The sequence below is a fragment of the Methylomonas sp. DH-1 genome, from assembly GCF_046097555.1.
In the GTDB taxonomy this organism is placed as follows: Bacteria; Pseudomonadota; Gammaproteobacteria; order Methylococcales; family Methylomonadaceae; genus Methylomonas; species Methylomonas koyamae.
In genome coordinates, this window is sequence record NZ_CP143089.1 from 1,198,805 (window position 1) to 1,219,385 (window position 20,581).

At 57.2% G+C, this 20,581-nt stretch carries 20 protein-coding genes; 2 read left to right on the forward strand and 18 right to left on the reverse strand.

Annotated elements, in window-relative coordinates; genetic code table 11:
* Positions 1 to 464: 464 nt before the first annotated feature.
* From VXJ35_RS05875 to VXJ35_RS05895, 5 genes are read right to left on the reverse strand one after another with little or no spacing between them, the layout of a single operon-like run.
* A complete protein-coding gene (locus tag VXJ35_RS05875) occupies positions 465 to 1,109 on the reverse strand; it encodes a YqiA/YcfP family alpha/beta fold hydrolase (RefSeq protein ID WP_064020854.1) in 645 nt (214 codons plus the stop codon).
* Positions 1,110 to 1,112: 3 nt separating this feature from the next.
* Complete coding sequence (locus VXJ35_RS05880) at positions 1,113 to 1,973, reverse strand: sugar phosphate isomerase/epimerase family protein (RefSeq protein WP_064020855.1); 861 nt, start codon at positions 1,971 to 1,973, stop codon at positions 1,113 to 1,115.
* A 47-nt stretch (positions 1,974 to 2,020) separates the two neighbouring features.
* Complete coding sequence (rimI, locus tag VXJ35_RS05885) at positions 2,021 to 2,575, reverse strand: ribosomal protein S18-alanine N-acetyltransferase (RefSeq protein WP_054762129.1); 555 nt, start codon at positions 2,573 to 2,575, stop codon at positions 2,021 to 2,023.
* Between the two features lie 5 nt (positions 2,576 to 2,580).
* Positions 2,581 to 3,450, reverse strand: a complete 870-nt coding sequence (locus tag VXJ35_RS05890) for a uracil-DNA glycosylase (RefSeq protein WP_064020856.1) — start codon at positions 3,448 to 3,450, stop codon at positions 2,581 to 2,583.
* Positions 3,451 to 3,458: 8 nt separating this feature from the next.
* Positions 3,459 to 5,003, reverse strand: a complete 1,545-nt coding sequence (locus VXJ35_RS05895; RefSeq protein WP_064020857.1) for a 2-isopropylmalate synthase — start codon at positions 5,001 to 5,003, stop codon at positions 3,459 to 3,461.
* A gap of 626 nt (positions 5,004 to 5,629) precedes the next feature.
* On the opposite strand from VXJ35_RS05895, the gene VXJ35_RS05900 reads away from it, so the two are divergent.
* The gene (locus VXJ35_RS05900) at positions 5,630 to 5,839 is read left to right on the forward strand and encodes a hypothetical protein (protein WP_064020858.1); all 210 of its coding nucleotides are present in this window, start codon (positions 5,630 to 5,632) and stop codon (positions 5,837 to 5,839) included.
* Between the two features lie 15 nt (positions 5,840 to 5,854).
* On the opposite strand, the gene yeiP is transcribed toward VXJ35_RS05900, so the two are convergent.
* From yeiP to VXJ35_RS05935, 7 genes are all read right to left on the reverse strand, one after another.
* Positions 5,855 to 6,421, reverse strand: coding sequence for an elongation factor P-like protein YeiP (yeiP, locus tag VXJ35_RS05905; protein WP_054762133.1), 567 nt, complete (start codon positions 6,419 to 6,421; stop codon positions 5,855 to 5,857).
* 3 nt (positions 6,422 to 6,424) lie between these two features.
* The gene (locus tag VXJ35_RS05910) at positions 6,425 to 7,144 is read right to left on the reverse strand and encodes an arginyltransferase (RefSeq protein ID WP_064020859.1); all 720 of its coding nucleotides are present in this window, start codon (positions 7,142 to 7,144) and stop codon (positions 6,425 to 6,427) included.
* Positions 7,144 to 7,833, reverse strand: coding sequence for a leucyl/phenylalanyl-tRNA--protein transferase (aat, locus tag VXJ35_RS05915; protein ID WP_064020860.1), 690 nt, complete (start codon positions 7,831 to 7,833; stop codon positions 7,144 to 7,146). Before aat ends, VXJ35_RS05910 begins: the two co-directional genes overlap by 1 nt.
* An 84-nt stretch (positions 7,834 to 7,917) precedes the next feature.
* A complete protein-coding gene (locus VXJ35_RS05920; RefSeq protein WP_231879360.1) occupies positions 7,918 to 8,646 on the reverse strand; it encodes a response regulator transcription factor in 729 nt (242 codons plus the stop codon).
* Positions 8,647 to 8,658: 12 nt separating this feature from the next.
* Entirely contained in the window at positions 8,659 to 10,239 is a 1,581-nt protein-coding gene (locus VXJ35_RS05925; protein WP_064020861.1) for an ATP-binding protein, read from the reverse strand.
* A gap of 5 nt (positions 10,240 to 10,244) precedes the next feature.
* Positions 10,245 to 10,820 carry a hypothetical protein gene (locus VXJ35_RS05930; RefSeq protein ID WP_064020862.1) on the reverse strand — a complete coding sequence of 192 codons (576 nt, stop codon included), beginning with the start codon at positions 10,818 to 10,820 and terminating at the stop codon, positions 10,245 to 10,247.
* A gap of 7 nt (positions 10,821 to 10,827) precedes the next feature.
* The gene (locus VXJ35_RS05935) at positions 10,828 to 12,288 is read right to left on the reverse strand and encodes an ATP-binding protein (RefSeq protein WP_064023391.1); all 1,461 of its coding nucleotides are present in this window, start codon (positions 12,286 to 12,288) and stop codon (positions 10,828 to 10,830) included.
* A 286-nt stretch (positions 12,289 to 12,574) separates the two neighbouring features.
* On the opposite strand from VXJ35_RS05935, the gene VXJ35_RS05940 reads away from it, so the two are divergent.
* Positions 12,575 to 16,351, forward strand: a complete 3,777-nt coding sequence (locus VXJ35_RS05940; RefSeq protein WP_408953929.1) for a hypothetical protein — start codon at positions 12,575 to 12,577, stop codon at positions 16,349 to 16,351.
* 68 nt (positions 16,352 to 16,419) lie between these two features.
* Here VXJ35_RS05940 and VXJ35_RS05945 read toward each other — a convergent pair whose 3' ends face one another.
* Genes VXJ35_RS05945 through VXJ35_RS05970 form a run of 6 tightly spaced genes read right to left on the reverse strand, consistent with a single transcriptional unit; the run spans position 16,420 to position 20,571 of the window.
* Positions 16,420 to 18,105, reverse strand: coding sequence for an NUDIX hydrolase (locus tag VXJ35_RS05945; RefSeq protein ID WP_064023393.1), 1,686 nt, complete (start codon positions 18,103 to 18,105; stop codon positions 16,420 to 16,422).
* Positions 18,106 to 18,115: 10 nt separating this feature from the next.
* Positions 18,116 to 18,292 (reverse strand): hypothetical protein, encoded by a 177-nt coding sequence (locus VXJ35_RS05950; RefSeq protein ID WP_157198098.1) that lies wholly within the window; start codon positions 18,290 to 18,292, stop codon positions 18,116 to 18,118.
* Between the two features lie 5 nt (positions 18,293 to 18,297).
* A complete protein-coding gene (locus VXJ35_RS05955) occupies positions 18,298 to 18,699 on the reverse strand; it encodes a type II toxin-antitoxin system VapC family toxin (protein WP_064020863.1) in 402 nt (133 codons plus the stop codon).
* Positions 18,696 to 18,932 (reverse strand): hypothetical protein, encoded by a 237-nt coding sequence (locus VXJ35_RS05960; protein ID WP_064020864.1) that lies wholly within the window; start codon positions 18,930 to 18,932, stop codon positions 18,696 to 18,698. The genes VXJ35_RS05955 and VXJ35_RS05960 overlap by 4 nt, the downstream gene beginning before the upstream one ends.
* Positions 18,933 to 18,943: 11 nt before the next feature.
* Positions 18,944 to 19,171: a ribbon-helix-helix domain-containing protein gene (locus tag VXJ35_RS05965; RefSeq protein WP_064020865.1), complete on the reverse strand. Its 228-nt coding sequence runs from the start codon at positions 19,169 to 19,171 to the stop codon at positions 18,944 to 18,946.
* Positions 19,168 to 20,571, reverse strand: coding sequence for a hypothetical protein (locus tag VXJ35_RS05970; RefSeq protein ID WP_064020866.1), 1,404 nt, complete (start codon positions 20,569 to 20,571; stop codon positions 19,168 to 19,170). Before VXJ35_RS05970 ends, VXJ35_RS05965 begins: the two co-directional genes overlap by 4 nt.
* Positions 20,572 to 20,581: the final 10 nt, after the last annotated feature.

The following is a 20,581-nucleotide window of genomic DNA, read 5'->3' on the forward strand; positions in this document are numbered from 1 at the left end:
AACGCATTTTTTGAGTGTCCGATTGACTAACTTGTTTGGCGGCTTCCGATGATCAAGCATTGATTCCCCCAGCAGTAAGTATTGTAAATACTTGGGCAATGAGCGCCCTCGCAAAAACAGTTTCTTGAAACGCAGGTAACGAAATATATAGTGCTTTTGATGTCTTACAGTCCTGCTTATTTGTCCTATAACTACTCCGGCAGTTGCAATTTAAGTGGTTGAATTTTTTATTGCCATAGGAACCAACAGCCCATCGCAGGCGCAAAATCACAACATCGTCTTGATCACAATTTACCCGCTGATAAAAGCCATGAGAAAGTTCCTTGTGGGGCATAAGAAAAAGTCACAGTTCGCACGCGATCAACGCTGTCGACAGCGCAGTGCACCATAAAGTTAATGGCTTGATTTAAATCGTCGTCGACAACCGAATTGAATACCGCCGCGCGGAGGCAAAAACCGCCGGCTCAATTCAATCGGGAAACAAAATCCCCCGTTTCACCAAACAACACCCGCTCAACCAACGGCAAGGCCTCGCGCATGTGTTCGAAGCCGTGCGAGCCGCCCTCGAAGCAAACCACGCGGGCTTTGGCTTGGTAAAGGTCGCGGGTGGCGGCTGAGTCCAGCAGCTCGTCGCCCAAGTCCAGCAGCAGCGTCAAATCCAGTTTTTGCCGGTTCGCGGCCAGTTCTTGCTCGTATTTCGCATATTGGTCACAGTGGCTTTGCTGCCAGTCGTAGGGTTCGCCGGTTTCGAAGTTGGCGGTGACGCCGATGAATTGCGGCAGTAACGTGCTGGGTTTGACGGCGGGGTTAATCATGATGGCCCTGGCCCCGGTTTTATAGGCCAGGTATTCGCTGCTGAAGCCGCCCATCGACGAGCCCATGAACACCACGTCGTAGCCTTGGTCCAGCAGTTGGTTCCATTCGAATAACAGGTCTTCGATCAGGCCTTGGAAATCGCGGTAATCCAGATTCGGCGCGTACAGCAGTACGCCGCGTTCGGTGCAGAAGGCTTGCAGCACGGCCAGTTTTTCTTTGGCGGTCAATAGCTTGCCGTGCAAATCCAGCGACGCCGAGTTGAAGCCGTGCAGGTAGACGATGGCCTGTTTCATGGCTTAATAGCGTTGTTTGATGAATTCCAATGCTTTGCCGGCCAGATCGTCGGAGTCGTGCCACAGGTTGCGCCAGACGCAGAGGGTGTTGGACAGTTTCGGATCGACGATTTCCGACGAAAACGATTCGAAGGTGATCGGGCCGCGGTAATCGATTTGTTTCAGGGCGGCGAAGAAGCTGGCGAAATCGACATTGCCGGTACCCAGGTAGCCGCGGTGGCTTTCGCCGATATGGACGTATCCGAGCCGGTCGCCGGCGGCCAGTACCGATTTGGCCATGCCGTTTTCCTCGATGTTCATGTGGTAGGTATCCAGATGCAGGAAGGCGTTGGGCCGATTGACCTCGTCCAGGAAGGCCAGACCTTCCAAGCCGGTGTTCATGATGTTGGTTTCGTAGCGGTTGACCACTTCCAGATCGATGTTGATGCCTTTGTCGGCGGCATAGTCGGCCAAGCGCTGCATCGCCGCCACCGAATTGGCGCGGTTTTCTCGGGAAGCCGGGCCGGGGTATTTGCCCAGCGCGCAATAAATCACGCCGCACAGCTCGCTGCCGCCGAGGGCGTAAAGTACGTCGGTGGCCTTGCGCAGCAGTTCGTCGCCTTTGGCAACGATGGCCGGGTCGGTGCTGGTGACGTCGGTGGCGGCCGACAAACCCAGCGAGGCGTGGGCGCGCAGATTGTATTCCTGCAACAAATCCTTGGTCAGGGCGACGTCGATTTGCCACGGGTCGAGCAGGGCGATTTCGATGTAGTCGTAACCGGCGCGGGCGGCGCCGGCGATGGCTTTGCGGGCGCCTGCGGCGGACCAGTCGCCGGACCAGACCAGGGCGTGGCCGCCGTATTCCAAACGTTTGGGGAATGCCATAGCGGGTCTCCTGTGGTTATAGTTTTAGGATAGGGCCGGGGCGAGGCTCAAAGCATCGGCACCAAGTCCAACGCGAACATGAGCGCGTCTTCCTTGCCGTTCTTGGCCGGATAGTAATTCTTGCGGATGCCGATTTCGCGGAAGCCGCTGCTGCGGTAAAGATGAATCGCGCCGGGGTTGCTGGGCCGAACTTCCAGGTAAAGGGTTTCGGCGCGGGGGCGGGCGTATTCGATCAAATGTTCCAGCATTTTACGGCCGACGCCCTGGCGTTGAAAGGCCGGGTTGACGCTGATGTTCATGATGTGGGCTTCGCCGGCCACGACCGAAATAATGGCGTAACCGGCGATGGTCTCGTCGGGCGCTTCGCAAATCCAGTTGGTGTAATTCATGGCCCGGAAGCAATCCTTGAACACGCCTTCCGTCCAGGGAAATTCGTAGTTGACGGTTTCGATCGCCATCACGCCGGGCAGGTCGGAGTGGTCCATTTTGCGCAAGCGCAGCAGGTCGCGCGGTTCCACCGAATCCGGGAATACTTTGGAGTAAAACTCGCGGTCGGCGTCGTAAACCATGGCTGATTTCAGTTTATGTAGCAGTTTCCACATCGTTGTTATAGTTGTAATGATTGGTAAACGGACAGAGCAAATTGCAGGTCTTCCCAGGCCTTGGCTTTTTCCGGCAGCGAGCGTAACAGATAAGCGGGGTGGTGCACCACTGTCAGCGGAACGCCTTCCAGTTCGTGGCGGATGCCGCGCAGCCGCGACAAGGGTTGTTGGGTTTTTAGCAGGTTTTGAGCGGCGATGCGGCCGACAGCCACAATCAGCTTGGGCTGGATCAGTTCGATCTGGCGTTTCAAAAAGCCGTGGCAGGCATCGACTTCGCCGGCTTGCGGGTCGCGGTTGTTGGGCGGCCGGCATTTCAGCATGTTGGCGATGTAGACCTGCTCGCGGCGCAGGCCGATGGCGCGGATCATTTCGTTCAACAACTGGCCGGCGCGGCCGACGAAAGGTTCGCCTTGCAAATCTTCGTCGCGACCTGGCGCTTCGCCGATCAGCATCCAAGTCGCATGCTTGTTGCCGACGCCGAACACGGTCTGGGTGCGGGTTTCGCATAGCGAGCAGGCGCGGCAGATTGCGACTTGGTGTTGCAGGTCTTTCCAGGCCTGGTCGTCGGTGTGGGACTTGGGGTGGTGCGGCAATGGCGCGAAGGCATCGCTTTCGGATATGCAAGACGAGCCGGGTGCGGCGGTCTGCGCTGCCGGTTCGGCGTGCTGGCGATTGACGGCAGTTTCGTCTGTGGCCGGATGTTCCGGTGTTGGCGCGGCTTCGTTATCGGGGGCCTCTGAGTGGTGGGCTTCGCTTTGCGATGCCCACCCTACGGGGGCTGCAACCGCTTGCTCGGTGACGACGGGCGGATGCCGGGGAACCCAGACATCGATGCCCATCGCCTCCAGATATTGCAAGCGAACCGATTCTTCCATCGGTAGCTTTAGACGTCGCCCTTTTGCGGATGCTGGCGCTGATCCGGGCTTTGCAGCTTGTTGACCGCGTTGATGTAAGCCTTGGCCGAGGCGATGACGATGTCGGTGTCGGCGCCGGAACCGTTGACGATGCGGCCGGCCATTTCCAGCCTGATCGTCACTTCGCCTTGCGAATCGGTGCCGGTGGTGATGTTATTGACCGAATATAAGGCCAGGGTCGCGCCGGTTTGCACCAAGCTTTCGATGGCCTTCAGGCTGGCATCGACCGCGCCGCCGCCGCTGGCGCTGCCGGTCATTTCCTTACCGTCCACCAGGATGGTCACGGTGGCGTTCGGTACTTCGCCGGTTTCGGAGCACACTTTCAGCGCCACCAGTTTGATGTGCTCGTCCTCGGCTTCGAAACTTTGCTCGGAAATCAGGGCCTGCAAGTCTTCGTCGAAAATCTCGTGCTTTTTGTCGGCCAGTTGTTTAAAGCGGTAGAAGGCATCGTTCAAGTCGGCTTCGCCGGCGAACTCCACGCCCAATTCCGCCATCCGCGTCTTGAAAGCGTTACGGCCGGAATGCTTGCCCAACACCATGCGGTTGGTGGTCCAGCCCACGTCCTCGGCGCGCATAATTTCGTAAGTCTCGCGGTTCTTAAGGACGCCGTCCTGATGGATGCCGGACTCGTGAGCGAAGGCGTTGGCGCCGACTATGGCCTTGTTCGGTTGCACCGGAAAGCCGGTGATCGACGACACCAGTTTCGAGCAGGTGACGATCTCACGGGTATCCAACCGGGTGTCGCACTGGAAAAAGTCCTGGCGGGTACGGATCGCCATCACCACTTCTTCCAACGAGGCGTTGCCGGCCCGTTCGCCCAAGCCGTTGATCGTGCATTCGACCTGGCGAGCGCCGTTCATCACCGCCGCCAACGAGTTGGCGACCGCCAAGCCCAAGTCGTTATGGCAATGCACCGAGAAAATGGCCTTGTCCGAGTTGGGGATACGCTGGATCAAATTGGCGATGGTGGCGCCAAACTGTTGCGGCATGCTGTAACCGACGGTGTCGGGGATGTTCAGCGTAGTCGCTCCGGCGTCGATGACGGCTTCCAAAATCCGGCACAAGAAATCCTCTTCCGAGCGGCCGGCGTCTTCCGGCGAAAACTCGACATTGTCGGTGTACTGGCGGGCGTGTTTGACGGCACGCACGGCGTACTCGATGACTTGGTCCGGCTGCATGTTCAGCTTCTTCGCCATATGAATAGGCGAAGTGGCGATGAAGGTGTGGATGCGCGAGCTGTTGGCGCCTTTTAGGGCTTCGCCGGCGCGGTCGATATCCTTATCCAAGGCACGGGCCAAGCCGCAAACCGTGCTGTCCTTGATCGCGTCGGCGACGGCTTGCACCGCCTCGAAATCGCCCTGGCTGGCGGCCGGGAAGCCGGCTTCGATCACGTCGACTTTCATCCGCTCCAAAGCGCGGGCGATGCGGACTTTTTCGTCGCGGGTCATCGACGCGCCGGGGCTTTGTTCGCCGTCGCGCAACGTGGTATCGAAAATAATCAATTGGTCTTTCATGAGAACTCCGTTCATGAAACGTTCGGCCTTGGGCCGAGGATACGGAAAAGGGTGATTTTACTTGATAAAGAAGATTGCACGCCCCTCAGGGCAGCAGTCTTAGGGGCAGCCCGGACGGCAAGCGGCTGGCAGCCGGTGTGCGGCTTGCTGTGGGTGCGGGAAACATCGGCCGAATATTCATGCCGCGGCACTATACTGCATTGCCCGGTGGTGCTCAACTGCGGCGGTAAGGAAATATTTGCAGCCACCGCTATCGCTTGGCGACCGCCGCAGGCGCAGCCGAATTCTGCCGGACCACTGTGAAACAAATCACCGAATGGTAGTGGTGTGCGCCACCGACAATCGCGAACTCGGCCGTTACTCTTAATCCACGCTTCAATTGCAGGCTAACGTCGCCGAGTTTAAGCCGAATCTTTCGGTGCCGAAAAATGGCGACGGCTGTTCCTGGTCGAAGCGGGAAACGCGCCGGTACGAAATGCCGTAAGCCGTGACGCCAGGTCGTCACGGAATGGGCTGTGGAAAATGCCGCTCAGGAATTATGGTTTTGATTTTTATAGGTGTTTTTTTGCTGGCGCAACTAATGCATTTACTTGGTCGAGTTCGATCAACAGCCTCGGGAGAGTGTCATGGAAACTATGCATCAAGTTAACGAAATCAACAATCTGCGGATTGTGTTCATCGAAACCCTGAGCCGGCAATTCATTGCCATAACCGGCTGTGGCATTTATGCCTATTTGAATCCGGTTACGATCAACGAATTGTTTAACCAGTATATGGCCAGCAACGTGCCGATCAACGCCTACGCCCGGCAATGCGTCAGAAACGTTGTGGCCTGATCTGGATCGGCGCGCTCAAGCCCTGGAGGAGAATTCGCCGGTTTCGGTGTTGATCTTGATCAGTTCGCCGGACTCGATGTATTCGGGAATTTGCACTTCCAGGCCGGTGGTGAGTTTGGCGGTCTTGGTACGCTTGGTGGCGCTGGAGCCTTTCATCGCCGGCGGGGTTTCGACGATCTGCAATGTCACCGTGGTCGGTAACTGGATGCCGAGCGGCGAGTCCTCCATCAACAGCATGATGATGCCGTCCAGGCCGTCGGTCAGGTATAGGGTTTGGCCTTCCAAATCCTCGGCGGACAGCGCGTATTGGTCGTAAGTCTCGCTGTTCATGAAGTAGTAAGTGTCGCCGTCCTGGTAGGAGAACTGCACGTTGCAACGCGAGCAATCGGCTGCTTTCAGCATGTCGTCGCTTTTGAAGGTTTCGTCCAGCTTCTGCTTGGTTTTCATGTGGTTGAAGCGGATTTTGTACAGCGTCGTTGCGCCGCGCGAGGTGGGATTACGCACATCGATATGTTTGACCACGTACGGCTCGCCGTTGATTTCGATCGCGGTTCCCAGTTTCAGTTCGTTGGCTTTCGGCACTGCTTATTCCTCGTTGAATGTATGGTTTGAAAGGGGTTGCCACCGGTCGCCGACCAAGCCGAGCAGCGGCTGATATTCGATTTTGTAGCGCATTTTACGACAGTCTTCGATCCAAAACCCCAGATAAAGGTAAGGCAAGCCCCATTGCGCGGCGGTTTCGATTTGCCACAAAACCGCATAAACGCCGGGGCTGAACTCGGCGAACTCGGGATCGAAGAAGGTATAGACCGCCGACAGGCCGTCGTCGACGATATCCACCACCGCAACCGCAGCTAAGCGGCCGCCGATCAAAAACTCGACGAAGCGGGTATCGCACCAGCGGCTACCGAGAAAATTCAGATAGTCTTCCGCCGAGACCGGCTCCTTGTCCGGATTGTCGTGGCGAGCCGCCAGGTAACGCCGGTATAAGTCGAAATGGCGCGGATCGAATTCGGCCGGTCTGATGACGCTGCGGGTGTCGGCGTTCCGCTTGCGGCAACGCTTTTGCTTGCGGTCCGGCTTGAACGACGCGACCGGCAGCCGGGTCGGTATGCAGGCTTGGCAGGATGGGCAATAGGGTTTGTAAACGTAATCGCCGCTGCGGCGGAAGCCCAGTGCGATCAGTTGCGAGTAGAGTTGCGGCGTCATCGCCACCGACGGATGCACGAAGCCTGAGCGGGCCTGACGGTCGGGCAGGTAACCGCAGGCGCGTGCGCCGTCCAGCCAGATCGGCAAGCTGCTCATTAGCGCCAGGCCTCGGCCGCAGGCGCTTGGGTACAAAGCCGTTCCAGCAATTCGGCGAAGCGTTGGCGCGGGATTTCTTCGGCGCCGAGGCTGAGCAAATGTTCGCTGCGCACCTGGCAATCGATCAAGCGGTAACCCCAAGCGTTTAAGCGTTCGACCAGATTGACGAACGCGACTTTCGAGGCGTCGGTTTCGCGGTGGAACATCGACTCGCCGAAGAAGACCTGGCCGATGGCCAGGCCGTACAGGCCGCCGGCCAGTTTGCCGTCGCGCCAGGCCTCGCAACTATGGGCGATGCCGAGATGGTGCAGGGTCTGGTAAGCCCGGCGCATGTCGTCGGTGATCCAAGTACCGCCGCTGTCGCTGCGCGGTGCGGCGCAGGCGGCAATCACTTCTTTGAAAGCAGTATCGTAGCGGATCTCGAACCGGCCTTTGCGCAGGGTTTTGGCCAGGCTGCGCGAGACTTGCAAATGTTCCGGAAACAGCACCAGACGCGGGTCCGGCGACCACCACAGGATGGGCTCGCCCGGATTGAACCAAGGAAACGCGCCGTGGCGGTAAGCATTGACGATGCGTTTCGGCGACAGGCAGCCGCCGAAGGCGAGCAGGCCGTTCGGTTCTTTCAGCGCCTTGTGCAGCGGCGGAAATGCCTGCTCGGGATGGTCGGAGTCGAGTAAGGTGAGTTGCATGCGATAAGCCGCGAATTTCAGGTACCGCGGATTATAGACAATTCGGCCCGGCCGGTCTGCGTCCCGGCCGGTGGCAGGCCGGGCTTAGGGGGCTTCCAGTTTGTAGCCGAAACCGCGCACCGTTTTCAGCAGCTTTTGTTCGTAATCGTCGTCGATTTTACGGCGCAACTGGCGGATGTATACGTCGACCACGTTGGTCAGCGGGTCGGCGCTGTAGCCCCAGACCTGCTCCAATATCCGGGTGCGGCTCAGCACTTTGCCGGGCATGCGCATGAAGCACTCCAGCAGTGCGAATTCCTTCGGCGTCAGCTCGATCGGGTTATCGCCGCGCCGCACTTCGTGGGTTTCGCCGTTCAACACCAGGTCGGCGATGCGCAGCTCCTTGGCTTCAGGCTTGATTTCGCCGCCGCGGCGGCGGAGCAGCACTTCGATCCGTGCCAGCAACTCCTCGAAGGCAAACGGTTTGGTCATGTAGTCGTCGGCGCCGGCGCGCAGGCCGGAAACCTTGTCCTGCACCGTGTCGCGGGCGGTCAGCATCAATACCGGCGTGTCGACGCCGCTGCCGCGCAGGCGTTCGCAAATCTGGCGGCCGTTCATATCGGGCAGGCCTAAGTCCAGCACGATCACCTGGAACGAACCTTCGCCGCCCAACGTGATGGCTTCCTGGCCGCTGCGGGCCACTTCCACGGAATAACCTTCCGCCTTCAAACCGCGCTGGACGAAATCGACGATGCGTTCGTCGTCTTCCACCAACAGCACGCGCATGTAGCCGATGCCGCTCAGATTGCCGGATGCTGTGTATTTGTCGCTCATGTCTGGTTAGTCCTATGTGCTCGGCAGCAGCGGTAAGGTCACGGTAAAGGTCGAGCCCGAGTTTTCCCGGCTCTCCACCGCGACGCGACCGCCGTGCGCCTTGGTAATCGATTTTGCCATCGGCAGGCCCAGGCCGGAGCCTTCGTCGCGCGAACTTTGCGCGTTATCGCTGCGGAAGTGGCGTTCGAAAATGCGTTCCAAATCCCCGCTGGGAATGCCGATCCCCCGGTCGGTAAGGCTGAAACTCGCTTCCTTACCCTGCACCCATAAGGCTACCGAAATATGTCCGCCGGGATTTGAGTAGCGGCACGCATTTTCCCCCAAAATAAAAAGCACCTGCCTTAACCGCTGCTTATCGCCGCGTACCCAGACCGGATGCTCCGGCCCCACGAACGATACGCTCAGCGCACGCTCCTCGGCCATGACCTGAAAATCCTCGACCGCATTGCCGACCAACTCTGTCAGATCGACCTTACCCCACTCGAATTGCAGATGGGCGGTTTCGGCGCGAGCTAGAAACAACAAATCGTTGACGTATTTGCCGAGTTGCATCGCCAGTTCGACGATGCGTTGCAGCGCGTCTTTGTATTCTTCGGTGGAGCGGTCTTCGCCGCGCAAGGTGACTTCGGCCTCGCCGCGGATTACCGTAATCGGCGTGCGCAGTTCGTGGCTGATGTCGGCCAAAAATTCGCGGCGGGCTTTGTCCATCCGCTTCAGTTCGTCGTTCAGCAGGTTCAATTCCAAGGTGCGTTCCGCCACCCGTTGTTCCAGTACTGCCCGGCTCTCGCGCAATTTGTTCTGCTGCACCTCGAGTTCTTGCGCCATTTGGTTGAAGTGGCTGGCCAGATAAGCGAATTCGTCGCGGGTGTCGAGTTTGATCCGGTATTCCAGATTGCCGCTGGCGATTTCGTCGGTGCCTTTCATCAAGGCCTGGATCGGCCGGCGGAAGCGGCGCATCAACAGAATGCCGGACATCAGGCTGAATAGCGCGGCGGTCACCGAAGCCAGAATCGCCGTCAGCCGCGACTGGCGGACCAGGCTTTCCAGCTCGCGTTTGGCTTGCTTGGCTTTTTCGCGTTCGGCATCGATTGCGGCATCGATCAGCGGCTGAAATTTGCCGTCGATTTCTTCTTCGGTAAACTTGGTCAACGCTTGCACGGCGTTGGCCAGCTTGCCTTGCAGACGCAAACGCTCCACCTCTTCGAAGCGGTATTCGCTGGCTTCCAGAAAGGCGGTCAAATGCGCGACGCGTTCCAGTTCGGCCGGTTTGTCGACCCAAGCCTCGCCGCCGATCACCGGTTCCTTGACTGCGGTTTCCCTGAGCGCCTGGATCGCCGCCTGCAGCCGCTGCTTCGACGATTCGACGCCGGTCTCCGAATTCGGATTCGCGGTGATCAGCCGGTCCATGCGCTGTTTGAAATGGCGGTAGGCTTCCTGCGATAGCTGTTCGTAATCGTCGAAGGTTTCGTAAGCGGTCTGGCTGTGCTGGAAGTGTAGCGCCATTTCGTCGGCGCCCAGATAGAGGGCCACGCCCAAGCTAAGGACGAAGCCGAACGAAACGAACATGACGATGGCCAGCCGAAACCGAAACATGGCTATTACTTGGCGTCGCCGGTTTCGTCCAATTGTTTTTCCATCGAGCGGATCGCTTCCAGTTTTTCCCGCAGCAGGTGCGATGGGGTTTTTTTCGAGCCGGCCGTTTCCTTCGCATCCAGCACGTTCTGCACCGATTTTTGCTTACGCTCCAACGACGCGATTTTCTTGTTCGCGCTATTGATCCGCTTCAAGGCTTCGGTGTGGATTGCCACCAGCCGGCGGGTACGGTCGTCGGCGTAGCTTTCCGGCGGGATGCCGGCCAGTTCGTCCAGGATTTTCGGAATGTCGCCGCAGGCATCCGACAACAGGCGGCCGGTCATCAATTGCAGGGTTATGGTTTTGTCCGGGGTTTCCTTATGGTGTTTCGCCAGGCCGCGGCAGGTTTCGCTCCGGCCTTGGGCGTTCATTGCCGCCAGATTGGCGCCGAAATCCAGCAAATCCTCGAAGTCGGAATGGACGGTCGGCTCGGCGGCGGCCACCGGCGGCCCCTGGCGCACGTTGGAATCGACTTCGGCGCAGCCGGCGAATAACAGGATCAGCGGCGCCGGCAGCAGCAGGCGCGGGTTGAAAAGCGTCATGGTTGGTTTAAATCTCCCCGTTCAACGGCAATTGCACCCGGATGCGGGCGCCGTGTTGGTCTTGTCGGGCGTCGATGATTTCGACATTGCCCTGGTGGTTGGCGACATATTCCTTGACGATGGCCAGTCCCAGGCCCGGCCCTTCCGGAATGCCTTCGGCCTGAGCGGCCTTGCCGCGGTAGAACGGCTCGAAGGCATGGGCGCGTTCGTCCAGCGGGATGCCGGGGCCTTCGTCCTCAACTTCCAGCTCCATCTGGGTACCGGAGTCGCGCAGCATGATGCGGATTTCGCCTTTCGGCGGCGAAAATTTCACGGCGTTGTCCAGCAACTGCTCGACGATGGCGCGCAGTTGCTGGGCGTTGCCGGAAATATGTACCGGCCGCAGCAACATGCGCATTTCGATGGCTTTGGCCGTGAGCGCCGCTTGAAAATCGGCGACCACCGTCTCCAGCAGTTCCTTCATGTTCAGCGCCTGCTTGGGTTTGGTTTCGCTTTGGCTGCTCAGTTTGCTGTAGCGCAGCAATTCGTCGGAAACGGCTTGCAGTTTGTCGATGTTGGCGTCCAGCTTGCGGACGATGTCTTGCTGGCGCAAATTGCCGTCCAATTCGGCCTCGTCGGCCATTTGCTCGGCGCCGTAACGGATGCCGGCCAGCGGCGCTTCGATTTCGTGGGCGACGTTGTGCATGAATTGCTGTTTCGACGACTCCAGTTCCATCAGCCGGGTACGCAACCATTCCAGGCGGTTGCCGAGAAAGGCCAAATCGGACGGGCCGTGGACGGTAACCGGCTCGTCCAGTTCGCCGGCGCCCAGGCGCCGAATCGACGAGTCCAATTGCCGCATCGAGCGCGAGATCACCAGCAACAACAGCGCAATCGCCGCCGACGATATCGCCAACAGTGCCGCGCCTTTGATCAACAGGCCTTGCTCCAGCGATTCGGACATTTGCCGCAGCTCGTTGAATTCGTGGTCGACGTGGCTTTCGAACTCGCGCGACAGCGTATAAGACGACTCGCGCAAACCTTGAAACGCCTCGTCCAGCGGCAGTTTCAGGTTGTTGTCGCCTTCGGAACCGATGATTTGCTGGTAAATCAGGTTTTCCTTTTCCGACAATTCGTTGACCAGCAACGCGATGCGGTTATCGACCTGCAGTTTCAACAAATCGCTCAGCGCCTGTTTGAACGATGCCCTTACCGTTTCGTAGGACTGCCGTTCGTAAGGCTGGCGCAATTCGGGGTCGGATAGCAGCACGAACAGCTTGGCTTTGCGCTCGATGTCGGACGCCCGCTGCAGCACCAGACGGATGGTTTTGGTCTGTTCGAACACTTGCGAATTCACCGTGCGGCCCAGGGCCGAGGTCTCGCGCATACCAAATGCAGCATACATCACGGCCAGGAACAGCGGGATCACGGCAACGACAAATCCCAGCACGATCAGGGACTTCAAGGACAGCAGATTTTTGAACTTCATCCGTGGCAACAGCGACTGTAAATCCGCAATAGTATAGCTTGGCTGGCAAAATTCGTGACGGACGCGGCAAAATTCCGGGTAGCGGTTAAACCGGCGCAGCCGTTTCCGTTGGTCGGAAAATGTCACGGATTGTCATATCATGGCGTTGACAGGGACGTTTAAGGTGCCGGGGCATGCCCCGGAGGTTGCCATTCGACAAGGATTTGCGATGCCTCAGTCCGTTCTGCCCGCTCTACGCTTACTCGCCGCCGTATCGGCTTTTCCGCTTTTTTTTAGAAAGGTTTTATTGTTCCGACCGGGCGCCGATTTGCCCGGCGCATCGACTCGCCGCACCTGCCCCAACACCGCTTCGACCGCACGCTACGGCGTGGCCGGCGGCCGTTACCTACCCGGTCGGCTATTCCGCTCGAATCGAGGCCGCTGGCGGCTGCCGTCGGCCGCGCTGTTTGCTGCCGGCTTGGCCGCTGCCGCCGAAAGCCTTGCGCTTGGCCAGGAGCCGGACGCGTTACCCTTGGTAAACGCCGGCGGCCAGCCTATGTTGTTGCTCGAACTCGGTAGCGCGGCGACTGTACCGAGCCGCGCTGCCGCCAACCTGCTGAGCGTTGCCGGCCGAGCCCTGCCGGATTCTGAGCCCGGCGTCGCTTGGCAAGTCGAGCCGGACGCCGTCGGTGTGCTGCATCCGGGCTTTGGCGATTGGCGGGCGGCGTTTCGTTTCGATTTGAATCGACCGGTCAACGGAAGCTTTCGCTTCTGGGCGCGTTGGCGCCAGGGCGGCGATCCGGCGGTATGCCGGCAGACTTTCGAAATTTGGGCCGGTCCGGATGCTACGCATCTGGAACGGCGCGGCAGCGTGCAACTGGTTCCCAAAGGTTGGGAGTATGCCTGGTTAAGCAGTGCCGAGCTGATTCGGCTCCAGGCCGGCGACCGCATGATCGAAGTTCGCAACAGCGGCTCCGGCCACGACGCCAAGGTGTTCGATGCGTTTTTGTTGGCTTCGCCCTGGGCGGAATTGCCGACAACCGCCAGTGCCGAGCGGCCGGCTTTATTGCTGGAATTGGGCAAGGCGCCGGCTCTGCTGGAGTTGCCTAAGCCAGCCCATATCGACGCTGTCGCCGGCACCGCGCAGGCCGGCGCCAACACCGGCGCATTGGCCGTCGAGCAAGACGAAGTATTGTTGTTCCATTCCGGTTTCGGCGACTGGAGCGGCAGCTTCCAGTTTCCGCTGCCCGCCACCAGCCAACCCGGCCAATACCGGCTGTGGGCTCGCTACAAAAGCGGCGGTGAGGTGGCGCAAGTCAAACAAAGTTTCACCGTCAAAGCCGGCGCCAAACCCGAAGAACTGGCGGCCCGTGGCGAATTCAGCACAAGCAACGCCACGCCTTGGCAATACCAATGGCTGCCGGCCGCCGACAGCGTGACGCTGCTACCCGGCGACCGCTGGCTGACCATCGAAAACAGCGGCAAAGCCGACGGCGCCAAGGTGTTCGATGCCTTTTTGTTGCAGTTGGATACGCCGCTGGCGGGAGACATGACGCCGGAACAGGCCGGACTCCGCAACCGGTTTTTGGCCTTAACCCGCACCGACGGCAAAGGCCGGCAACGCTTATTGGTGTTGGACGGTCGCGGCGAGCAGGGAGAGCAGTTGTTTCGCGGTCTGGCTGCCGCCGCCGCTCGGTCCGATTGGCAAGACCCGCCGGTGCGTTACCTGATCGGGCCGGCCGCAGAAAGCTTGGCGCGGCAACTGAATCTGCCGTCGTTGCCGGCCGCGGTCGCGACCGATGACCGCGATACCGTGCTGGGCGTGTTGACCCAACCGGCCGACGCGGCCGGCGTGGCAAAATTTCTAGCCGAACCCGACCGAATCGGCTGGATGCCGCCACCGCTAGCCGTGCCGTCACCGGCCCCAACACCGTTGCAAAACGGCGTCCCGGCCGTCTGGCTGGTCGGCGGCCTACAGGACGGGCCGGCCGGCATGTCAGTGTTTGGCTTGGATGCCGAAACTGCATTGCGGCCCAATCCCGAACAAACCTATCCGAGTTTGGAAATGATGGGCGGCAAACTGCGCCAATGGCAGGTGGCACTTACCGCGGCCAACGCCGAAATTACGATTGCGGCCGGCACCGATCACGCGTACGGCTGGTCGCGCGGTACCGGCTATGCCCAGTTGTATCTGCATGCCGAGCGTGCGCTGCAAGCGCAATTGCATTTGCGCCAATCCGGCATTCAAGCCGCAGCGTGGCTGGACGGGCAAGCTTTGAGCTTGGCGGACGCTGCCGAGCCGCCGGCCGGATTGGCGCCAGCAGCCGGTAGCCAAGCCCAGGCCACGTTGCACGGTTTGACGGCCGAAGGCTTGCCGGCAACCGCCAGTCCCGAGCGGCCGCAACCGCCGCAAGTCGCTGCGTTAAACCTGGCGCCCGGCTGGCATAGCCTGTTGCTGAAACTGGTGATGCAGCACGATCAGGGCCAGCGCTTTTACTTCGCCGGGCGGTTCACCGATTTCGGCGGTCAGCCGCTCGAAGGCCTACGCACTCAAACCGCTGACCCCAGCGCCGATTTGGCCTTGAACCAAATCGCCGCCAAACTTAGGCCGCTGATTTTCAACTCTGCGCCGGCCAATCTGCCGCATCCGGGCGAGCCGATCAAGCTGAGTGTCGATCTGCGCTGGCAGCCGATTTTGCAGGAAACCCAACTGGCCGCGCCGCTGCTGCGCTTCCCGGCAAAATTGCGCCTGCGGCTGGTCGACTACGCCGGCAAACCGATCGCCGAACGGGAAATTCGCGGGCTGTTCCCCGGCCGGTTCGCTGCCGATTTCGGCCGACTAAAACAGCCGGGCTACTATGCAGTTTATCCGTCTCTGTATACCGCAGACGGCCGCTTGATCATGCATTACCCGGCCGACGGCTTTAGCGTCGTCGCCGGCAACGCCGCCCAGCAGCAACGCCTGGCGCGGAAGAAAATCTGGAACAACGATTACTACGCCTTCGCCGACGGCGACAAAAGCTTGCGCCAAGCCGGCGATTACTTCGCTTGGCTGGAGCGGATGGGAATTTTTCGCAGCCTCGGCAGCTACCCCGGTTTCGCCGAACAGTATCGGCCGTTATGGGAACAAGCCAAACAGCGCGGCCTGGAAGTATTTGCCGACTCGTCCGGCGATAGCCACTGGCTGAACGACCGGCCGGAAGACGGCCGAAACTTCGTTAACGCCGCGGCCGCTTATACCCGTTTCTTCAAAGCGACAAACGAGATCGACATCCGCCGCGAGCCGGAATGGCAAAAATTGCGCGACCCGGCGCATTGGCTGGAGCGGGCCAAATGGGAATACGAGACGGTTCATAAAGCCCGTAACGACGCCCTTTACCTGGGCGGCAGTCTGGTGCGGCCGGGGGAGGGCGACTGGTTCACGCAAGTGTTGCAACTTGGCTTGGATAATTATCAGGATGCCTGGGACGTGCACGCCTATCCGCAACGGCCGCCGCGTTTCGGCGGGCCGATCGGCAACGGCGAGTTGGAAGACGAGCGCGGCGTGCTGGCGGCTTATGCCCGCCTCGGAAAAACCAACAAACTGCTGTTCTGGTTGGGCGAGACCGGCGCCAAAGCCATGCACGGCTTCAGCGGCCGGCGCTGGCAAGCCGAGCAGGTGGCAAAGATCGTCGCCTGGGCGAATAGCCGCAACGATTACCTGGGCCTGGCCTTCTGCATCGCCCACGAATACGATCTGGCATACGGCCGCTTATGGGATTATTCGCTCGGCCACAAACCCGGCGAAGCGGCGCTTTACACCGCCGGCGCATTGATCGACGGCCTGCCGTACCGGCCGGTGGATACGTATGATGCCAATATTCAGGCCGGTTATTTCGGCGAAACCCTGATGGTTTGGCGCGAGCAAGGCGAGGGAGAATGGCCGTTGCCATTGGACACCAAACAAGCCTGGGTGCTGGTGGACGTGGTCGGCCGGGTCCAGGCCTTGGCTACCGATAGCTCCGGCAACGCGCGCGTGCCGCTTTCCGCCAGCCCGGTCTACATCTTGCCGGCGGCCCAGTACCGCAAGCTGACGGCGGGTTAACGCAGCGCTAAACGGGTTATGTTGGCTTGAGTCGTTGCGAGCGCATCGAAGACGCCGGCCCGCTAGAGTTAGTCGGCGGATTCGGTTCGAAACGGCAATGCGAATTTGAAGACTCCGGCTTCGCGGCGAACCAGATTGCGCAGCCCCAAAGCTTTGAACCGCGGGTCCAGATGCAGGCCTTTTTTATAACGGTCTTCTATTTTTACCGCCGTTTCGTTATCGGCGGGGTAGCGGTTTTTGGACAGGTCCAGTAGGTCGTGCACCAGTTGCAGCGGCAAACTGAATGCCTCCGATTTCGGCGCCACCTGGCCGAATGCGGTATCCAGCCCTGCGCGGCGGATCGATACCGGAATTTTGCTGGTTGTGGCCCGTAAATCGTCCGGATTGGCCACGAACGAAAACAACGCGTCGGCAAAATACAGGCTTGCCGGCTGAATCGGTAAACGAAACAACCGATCCTGCCGGCATTCCAGCTGCAACGGGCTGCCGGCCAGTGCTGCGGCCAACTCCGGCAAGGCAGCCTGCAGCGGGCCGGGCGCGGTTAGTTCGATCCAGCCATAAGCGTGCAAGGCAATACCGGGCTGCAAACTTTTGAAATCGAACCCGCGCGCATGGGCGGCTAAACCCAGCAGAGTCTGCAATTGTTGCCGGCTGAGCGTAACCGGCAGCGGTTTGTCCTTACCCGGTTCTCCGGCGCGAATCGGCTGCCCCGGCTGGATCGGAAAAATGAATACCGGGTTGCCTTGGAGTAAACGGTAGCCGGCGTTGAAACTGTCCGGCAGTTGCTGCAATGCCGCCGCCAAGGCTGCGCGGTCGCCGCCGAAGTCGCGGTACAAAGCCTGGATATACGGGATTTTGCCGTCGTCGCTGGTGCCGCGCTCGATGTCGTCCGGCGTCAGCCACACCAAACGTTCGTCTTCGGCAACGCGTTGCTGCAAATACAGAAAACCTTCCAGCGTCAATTCGATCTGATAAACGTCCAGATAATATTCGGTCAAGGCATGGTTGGGCGCGGCGCCTTGTACTTGCCGATACGGCTGTAGCCGCCGCCACAAGCTAAATTGATAGTGCTCGTCAAACCGTAAGCCGGCTTCTTCGCGCAACTCGCGTTGCAAGGTGGTTGGCAGAGCGTTCAGCACCAGCTCCGAATTCGGCGCTTGCAATACGGCCAGCATTTGGGCCGGATCGGCGGCACCGCCGATGTCGTTTTGATTGGCGCGCCCGCCCGGCAAGCCGTAATCGCCGGCGGTTTTGTCGTGGCGCTTTTGCGTGTCCTCGCGCTGGTAAAACAAAATCCGGCCGTCCAGTTTGATAAGGCTCCAGGCCACATAGATAAACCGAATCGGCTGGGCATTTTGCTCGGCGTGATGTTCGGTTCGCGCGGTTTCCAGCCAACGCAAAACTTCGCGCTGACTGTCCTTACGCTCGTTACCGATGCTGTGGGTATTCCAGAAATTCGCGGCAAACAGGCGGGAATCGGCGTCGCTCATCGCCGTTAAAATCGAGCTTGCCAGCAATTGCGCCGGATAGGATACGAAGCGCCATTCGCCGTTTTGCAGGCTGGTTCTGTCCAATACCGCCAAGGTGTCCAATAGATTTTCCAGCAAACTGAGCGCGGTTTCGGCGGCGTCAGGCTCCACGTATTGGCATAACTCGTTCAGCAGGGCTGAACGTGGCGCCGGGTAAAAAACGCCTTCTTCTTCGGCGAAGCGGGGGAGTTGGAGAAGCAGGGCTTGGATTAACTGGGCTGACATAGCATTGCCCTCAGTCAGAACAGTGCCGCTGTTTTGATTGGCCTGAGTTTTGCCCATCATCTATGCAATCGTTAAAAACCTCATCAACGATAAAAGCGATTATCTCAGCCGTATCTTTGTTATACCTTTTTTCCAAAATTTTTAGTTTTTCAGCATGTTCTTCGTCAAGTTCAAAGGTAATTTTCACAGTTATTACAATTCCCAATCTTGTAATAACAAATTACTCACCCGGCTAAACTCGCGGGTATTATGCGAAATTAATGTCACGTCGTTAGCCAGAGCGATAGCCGCAATCATGAAGTCATTGGCACCAATGGGCGTACCAAGCAAACTCAACTCGCTACGGATTTTGCCGTAAAACTCAGCAGCAATATCGTCAAACGGCAAGGACTGGAAATGCGAACAGAAGTTTTCGACTTTAGCCATACTAGCCACTGGATTTTGGCTTTTCATCGCGCCATACAATAATTCAGCTTTTACCACTGAACACAATACGATTTGTTGAGGCTGACATTGCTCCAGCCGCAGTTTTAATTTTTCTGATCGCTTGTTCAGAAAAACAATACAAGCGTTGCTGTCTAATAAATACTTCATGACAGCGGTTCGATTTCCTTCAACACCGGTTGTTCTGGGCGTTGCAAAGGATCGTCGGCCAAACATCCGTAGTTTTCATTAACAAACGCCAGCCAGTTTTGTTGCTCAATGTTCTGCTTCCGCGGCTGAATAATCACCACTAATTCCACATCTTGATCGGCATATTCAGCAGGTAGCGTCAAGCTGAGTTGGGCGTTGTGTTCAATGTGGGTTGAGAATTGTAGGGTTTTCATGATGTTTTGCCTTATGAAAAACTATGCTGATAAATATGTCTTGCCAGGGTTGGCAAAAAGTCATTCCAATTGGCATCCTCGCGAATGAACTGTTCGGCTACGGCTTCGCGATGCGATTCCAGATAGCGGCGCATGGCTTCGGTGATTAATTCGTCCATATTGGTTACCCAACCTTGATTTACCAAATATTGGGCTTGTTTTAGGAGTTGGTCCGGAATTTGGGCTTGTAGAGTGGTCATTGGTTAGGCCTGAGGAAGCTGCGGCGGTAGATGTGGCTAGAAAACTTTAATAAAAAATCAGACTGGGAATAATCGAAACACTTAAATGTGTAAAATCTTGAGATGTAAACCTGATTTGGATCATTCCTGTTTTCAGCCGCCTTATCTTTTTTATCGTCGTGCTCCGATGTTAAATACCAAAAACAATGGTATAAACCCGTTATGAAAAAATCATCGCCCTTGGTTTTTAATCGTTCCTTGTTGTTCTGAAGATCATGTAATATGTTGTGGACCTTAGTGCGCTTCGTTTTTTCATTGAAATATGAAACATAATGTTTGACTAATGGAATATTTTTCTCCATTATTTTTCGCTTGGAATCTTCAATATTGCCGGTCTCTGTTTCTTTGACGAACAACTCTAACAGATATTCTTCATACCTCTCTGCATTCGATCCTAAATCAAAAATAGCCCGCATATTACAGATAAATAGATAGGCAACGTCTTTTTCAATCAAGTTGGTAAAAATAGAAGTGGAATTATGAGCAATCCAATTTCGTGTCATTTTCATAATCCATGAAAATGCAAACGTTACTTGATCCTCATCTAGCCTTTTAGGCTCAACCGATTCTTCCCATTCGTGAGCCAAAGTCCTGATAAATAGCTTATAGAGAGCAGTCTTATTTTCCGGCTCACGAAGCGGAAGAAAGTTTTCTAAAATATCAATATAATCATCGGCGTCTAAAAAAGCTGATTTTCCTTCGACGCTGAAACTTGAAAAACGCAAATTATTTTTCAACTTCTTTAATTGTTTGCAACCTTCGATAATGCCACGGCGAAGCCGGGAATAAGGACTATTAAAGCAATCACCAACCCATTGCCGAATACTATCATCGGATTTTAAATAGATTTCTGGGGGAGTGATTTTTGCCGCTCTGAACGAAGCCTCAATAGTTTTAGCTTCATTGCCATGATTGGAGAAAAACTGAATGTGTTGTTTGGGGAAGCCAAGCTCGAAAACTAACTTTGCGTAAAGATAAAACCCGGCATTTTTCTTGAGTCTATCGCAGGCTGCAACCTGGTTCCTTTCGTCGTCCGGATCATTACTCGGTGTGTAACCTTCAAATTCTTTAAGTACGCCCAAAACCGATTCATCAATTTCATCGTCTCCATAGGCGGGCAAATCAATGTCCAGAATGATGTAGTCGACATCATTCAATCGAGTATTGATAAAGTTAAGGGCATCCTGAAAAGTCAGCTCCAAAAAGGTGTTGTGCTTTTTTAATGAATCTTTGAGAACGCGTTCCTCGTCGAAGAAGGTATCTGGCGGATAAATACCTCCAAACAATTTATCAGCCGTTCCTTTTATATTTCTTGAATTATCAACCGATGCAAAATCTTCTACCCACAAAAAGTAACTCATTGCTTACCAT

What these genes read in the sequence shown, in the direction of transcription:
- VXJ35_RS05875 (WP_064020854.1), bottom strand. Translation starts at nt 1,109, where the DNA reads ATGAAACAGGCCATCGTCTACCTGCACGGCTTCAACTCGGCGTCGCTG.
- VXJ35_RS05880 (WP_064020855.1), bottom strand. Translation starts at nt 1,973, where the DNA reads ATGGCATTCCCCAAACGTTTGGAATACGGCGGCCACGCCCTGGTCTGG.
- rimI (WP_054762129.1), bottom strand. Translation starts at nt 2,575, where the DNA reads ATGTGGAAACTGCTACATAAACTGAAATCAGCCATGGTTTACGACGCC.
- VXJ35_RS05890 (WP_064020856.1), bottom strand. Translation starts at nt 3,450, where the DNA reads ATGGAAGAATCGGTTCGCTTGCAATATCTGGAGGCGATGGGCATCGAT.
- VXJ35_RS05895 (WP_064020857.1), bottom strand. Translation starts at nt 5,003, where the DNA reads ATGAAAGACCAATTGATTATTTTCGATACCACGTTGCGCGACGGCGAA.
- VXJ35_RS05900 (WP_064020858.1), top strand. Translation starts at nt 5,630, where the DNA reads ATGGAAACTATGCATCAAGTTAACGAAATCAACAATCTGCGGATTGTG.
- VXJ35_RS05910 (WP_064020859.1), bottom strand. Translation starts at nt 7,144, where the DNA reads ATGAGCAGCTTGCCGATCTGGCTGGACGGCGCACGCGCCTGCGGTTAC.
- aat (WP_064020860.1), bottom strand. Translation starts at nt 7,833, where the DNA reads ATGCAACTCACCTTACTCGACTCCGACCATCCCGAGCAGGCATTTCCG.
- VXJ35_RS05920 (WP_231879360.1), bottom strand. Translation starts at nt 8,646, where the DNA reads ATGAGCGACAAATACACAGCATCCGGCAATCTGAGCGGCATCGGCTAC.
- VXJ35_RS05925 (WP_064020861.1), bottom strand. Translation starts at nt 10,239, where the DNA reads ATGTTTCGGTTTCGGCTGGCCATCGTCATGTTCGTTTCGTTCGGCTTC.
- VXJ35_RS05930 (WP_064020862.1), bottom strand. Translation starts at nt 10,820, where the DNA reads ATGACGCTTTTCAACCCGCGCCTGCTGCTGCCGGCGCCGCTGATCCTG.
- VXJ35_RS05935 (WP_064023391.1), bottom strand. Translation starts at nt 12,288, where the DNA reads ATGAAGTTCAAAAATCTGCTGTCCTTGAAGTCCCTGATCGTGCTGGGA.
- VXJ35_RS05945 (WP_064023393.1), bottom strand. Translation starts at nt 18,105, where the DNA reads ATGTCAGCCCAGTTAATCCAAGCCCTGCTTCTCCAACTCCCCCGCTTC.
- VXJ35_RS05955 (WP_064020863.1), bottom strand. Translation starts at nt 18,699, where the DNA reads ATGAAGTATTTATTAGACAGCAACGCTTGTATTGTTTTTCTGAACAAG.
- VXJ35_RS05960 (WP_064020864.1), bottom strand. Translation starts at nt 18,932, where the DNA reads ATGAAAACCCTACAATTCTCAACCCACATTGAACACAACGCCCAACTC.
- VXJ35_RS05965 (WP_064020865.1), bottom strand. Translation starts at nt 19,171, where the DNA reads ATGACCACTCTACAAGCCCAAATTCCGGACCAACTCCTAAAACAAGCC.
- VXJ35_RS05970 (WP_064020866.1), bottom strand. Translation starts at nt 20,571, where the DNA reads ATGAGTTACTTTTTGTGGGTAGAAGATTTTGCATCGGTTGATAATTCA.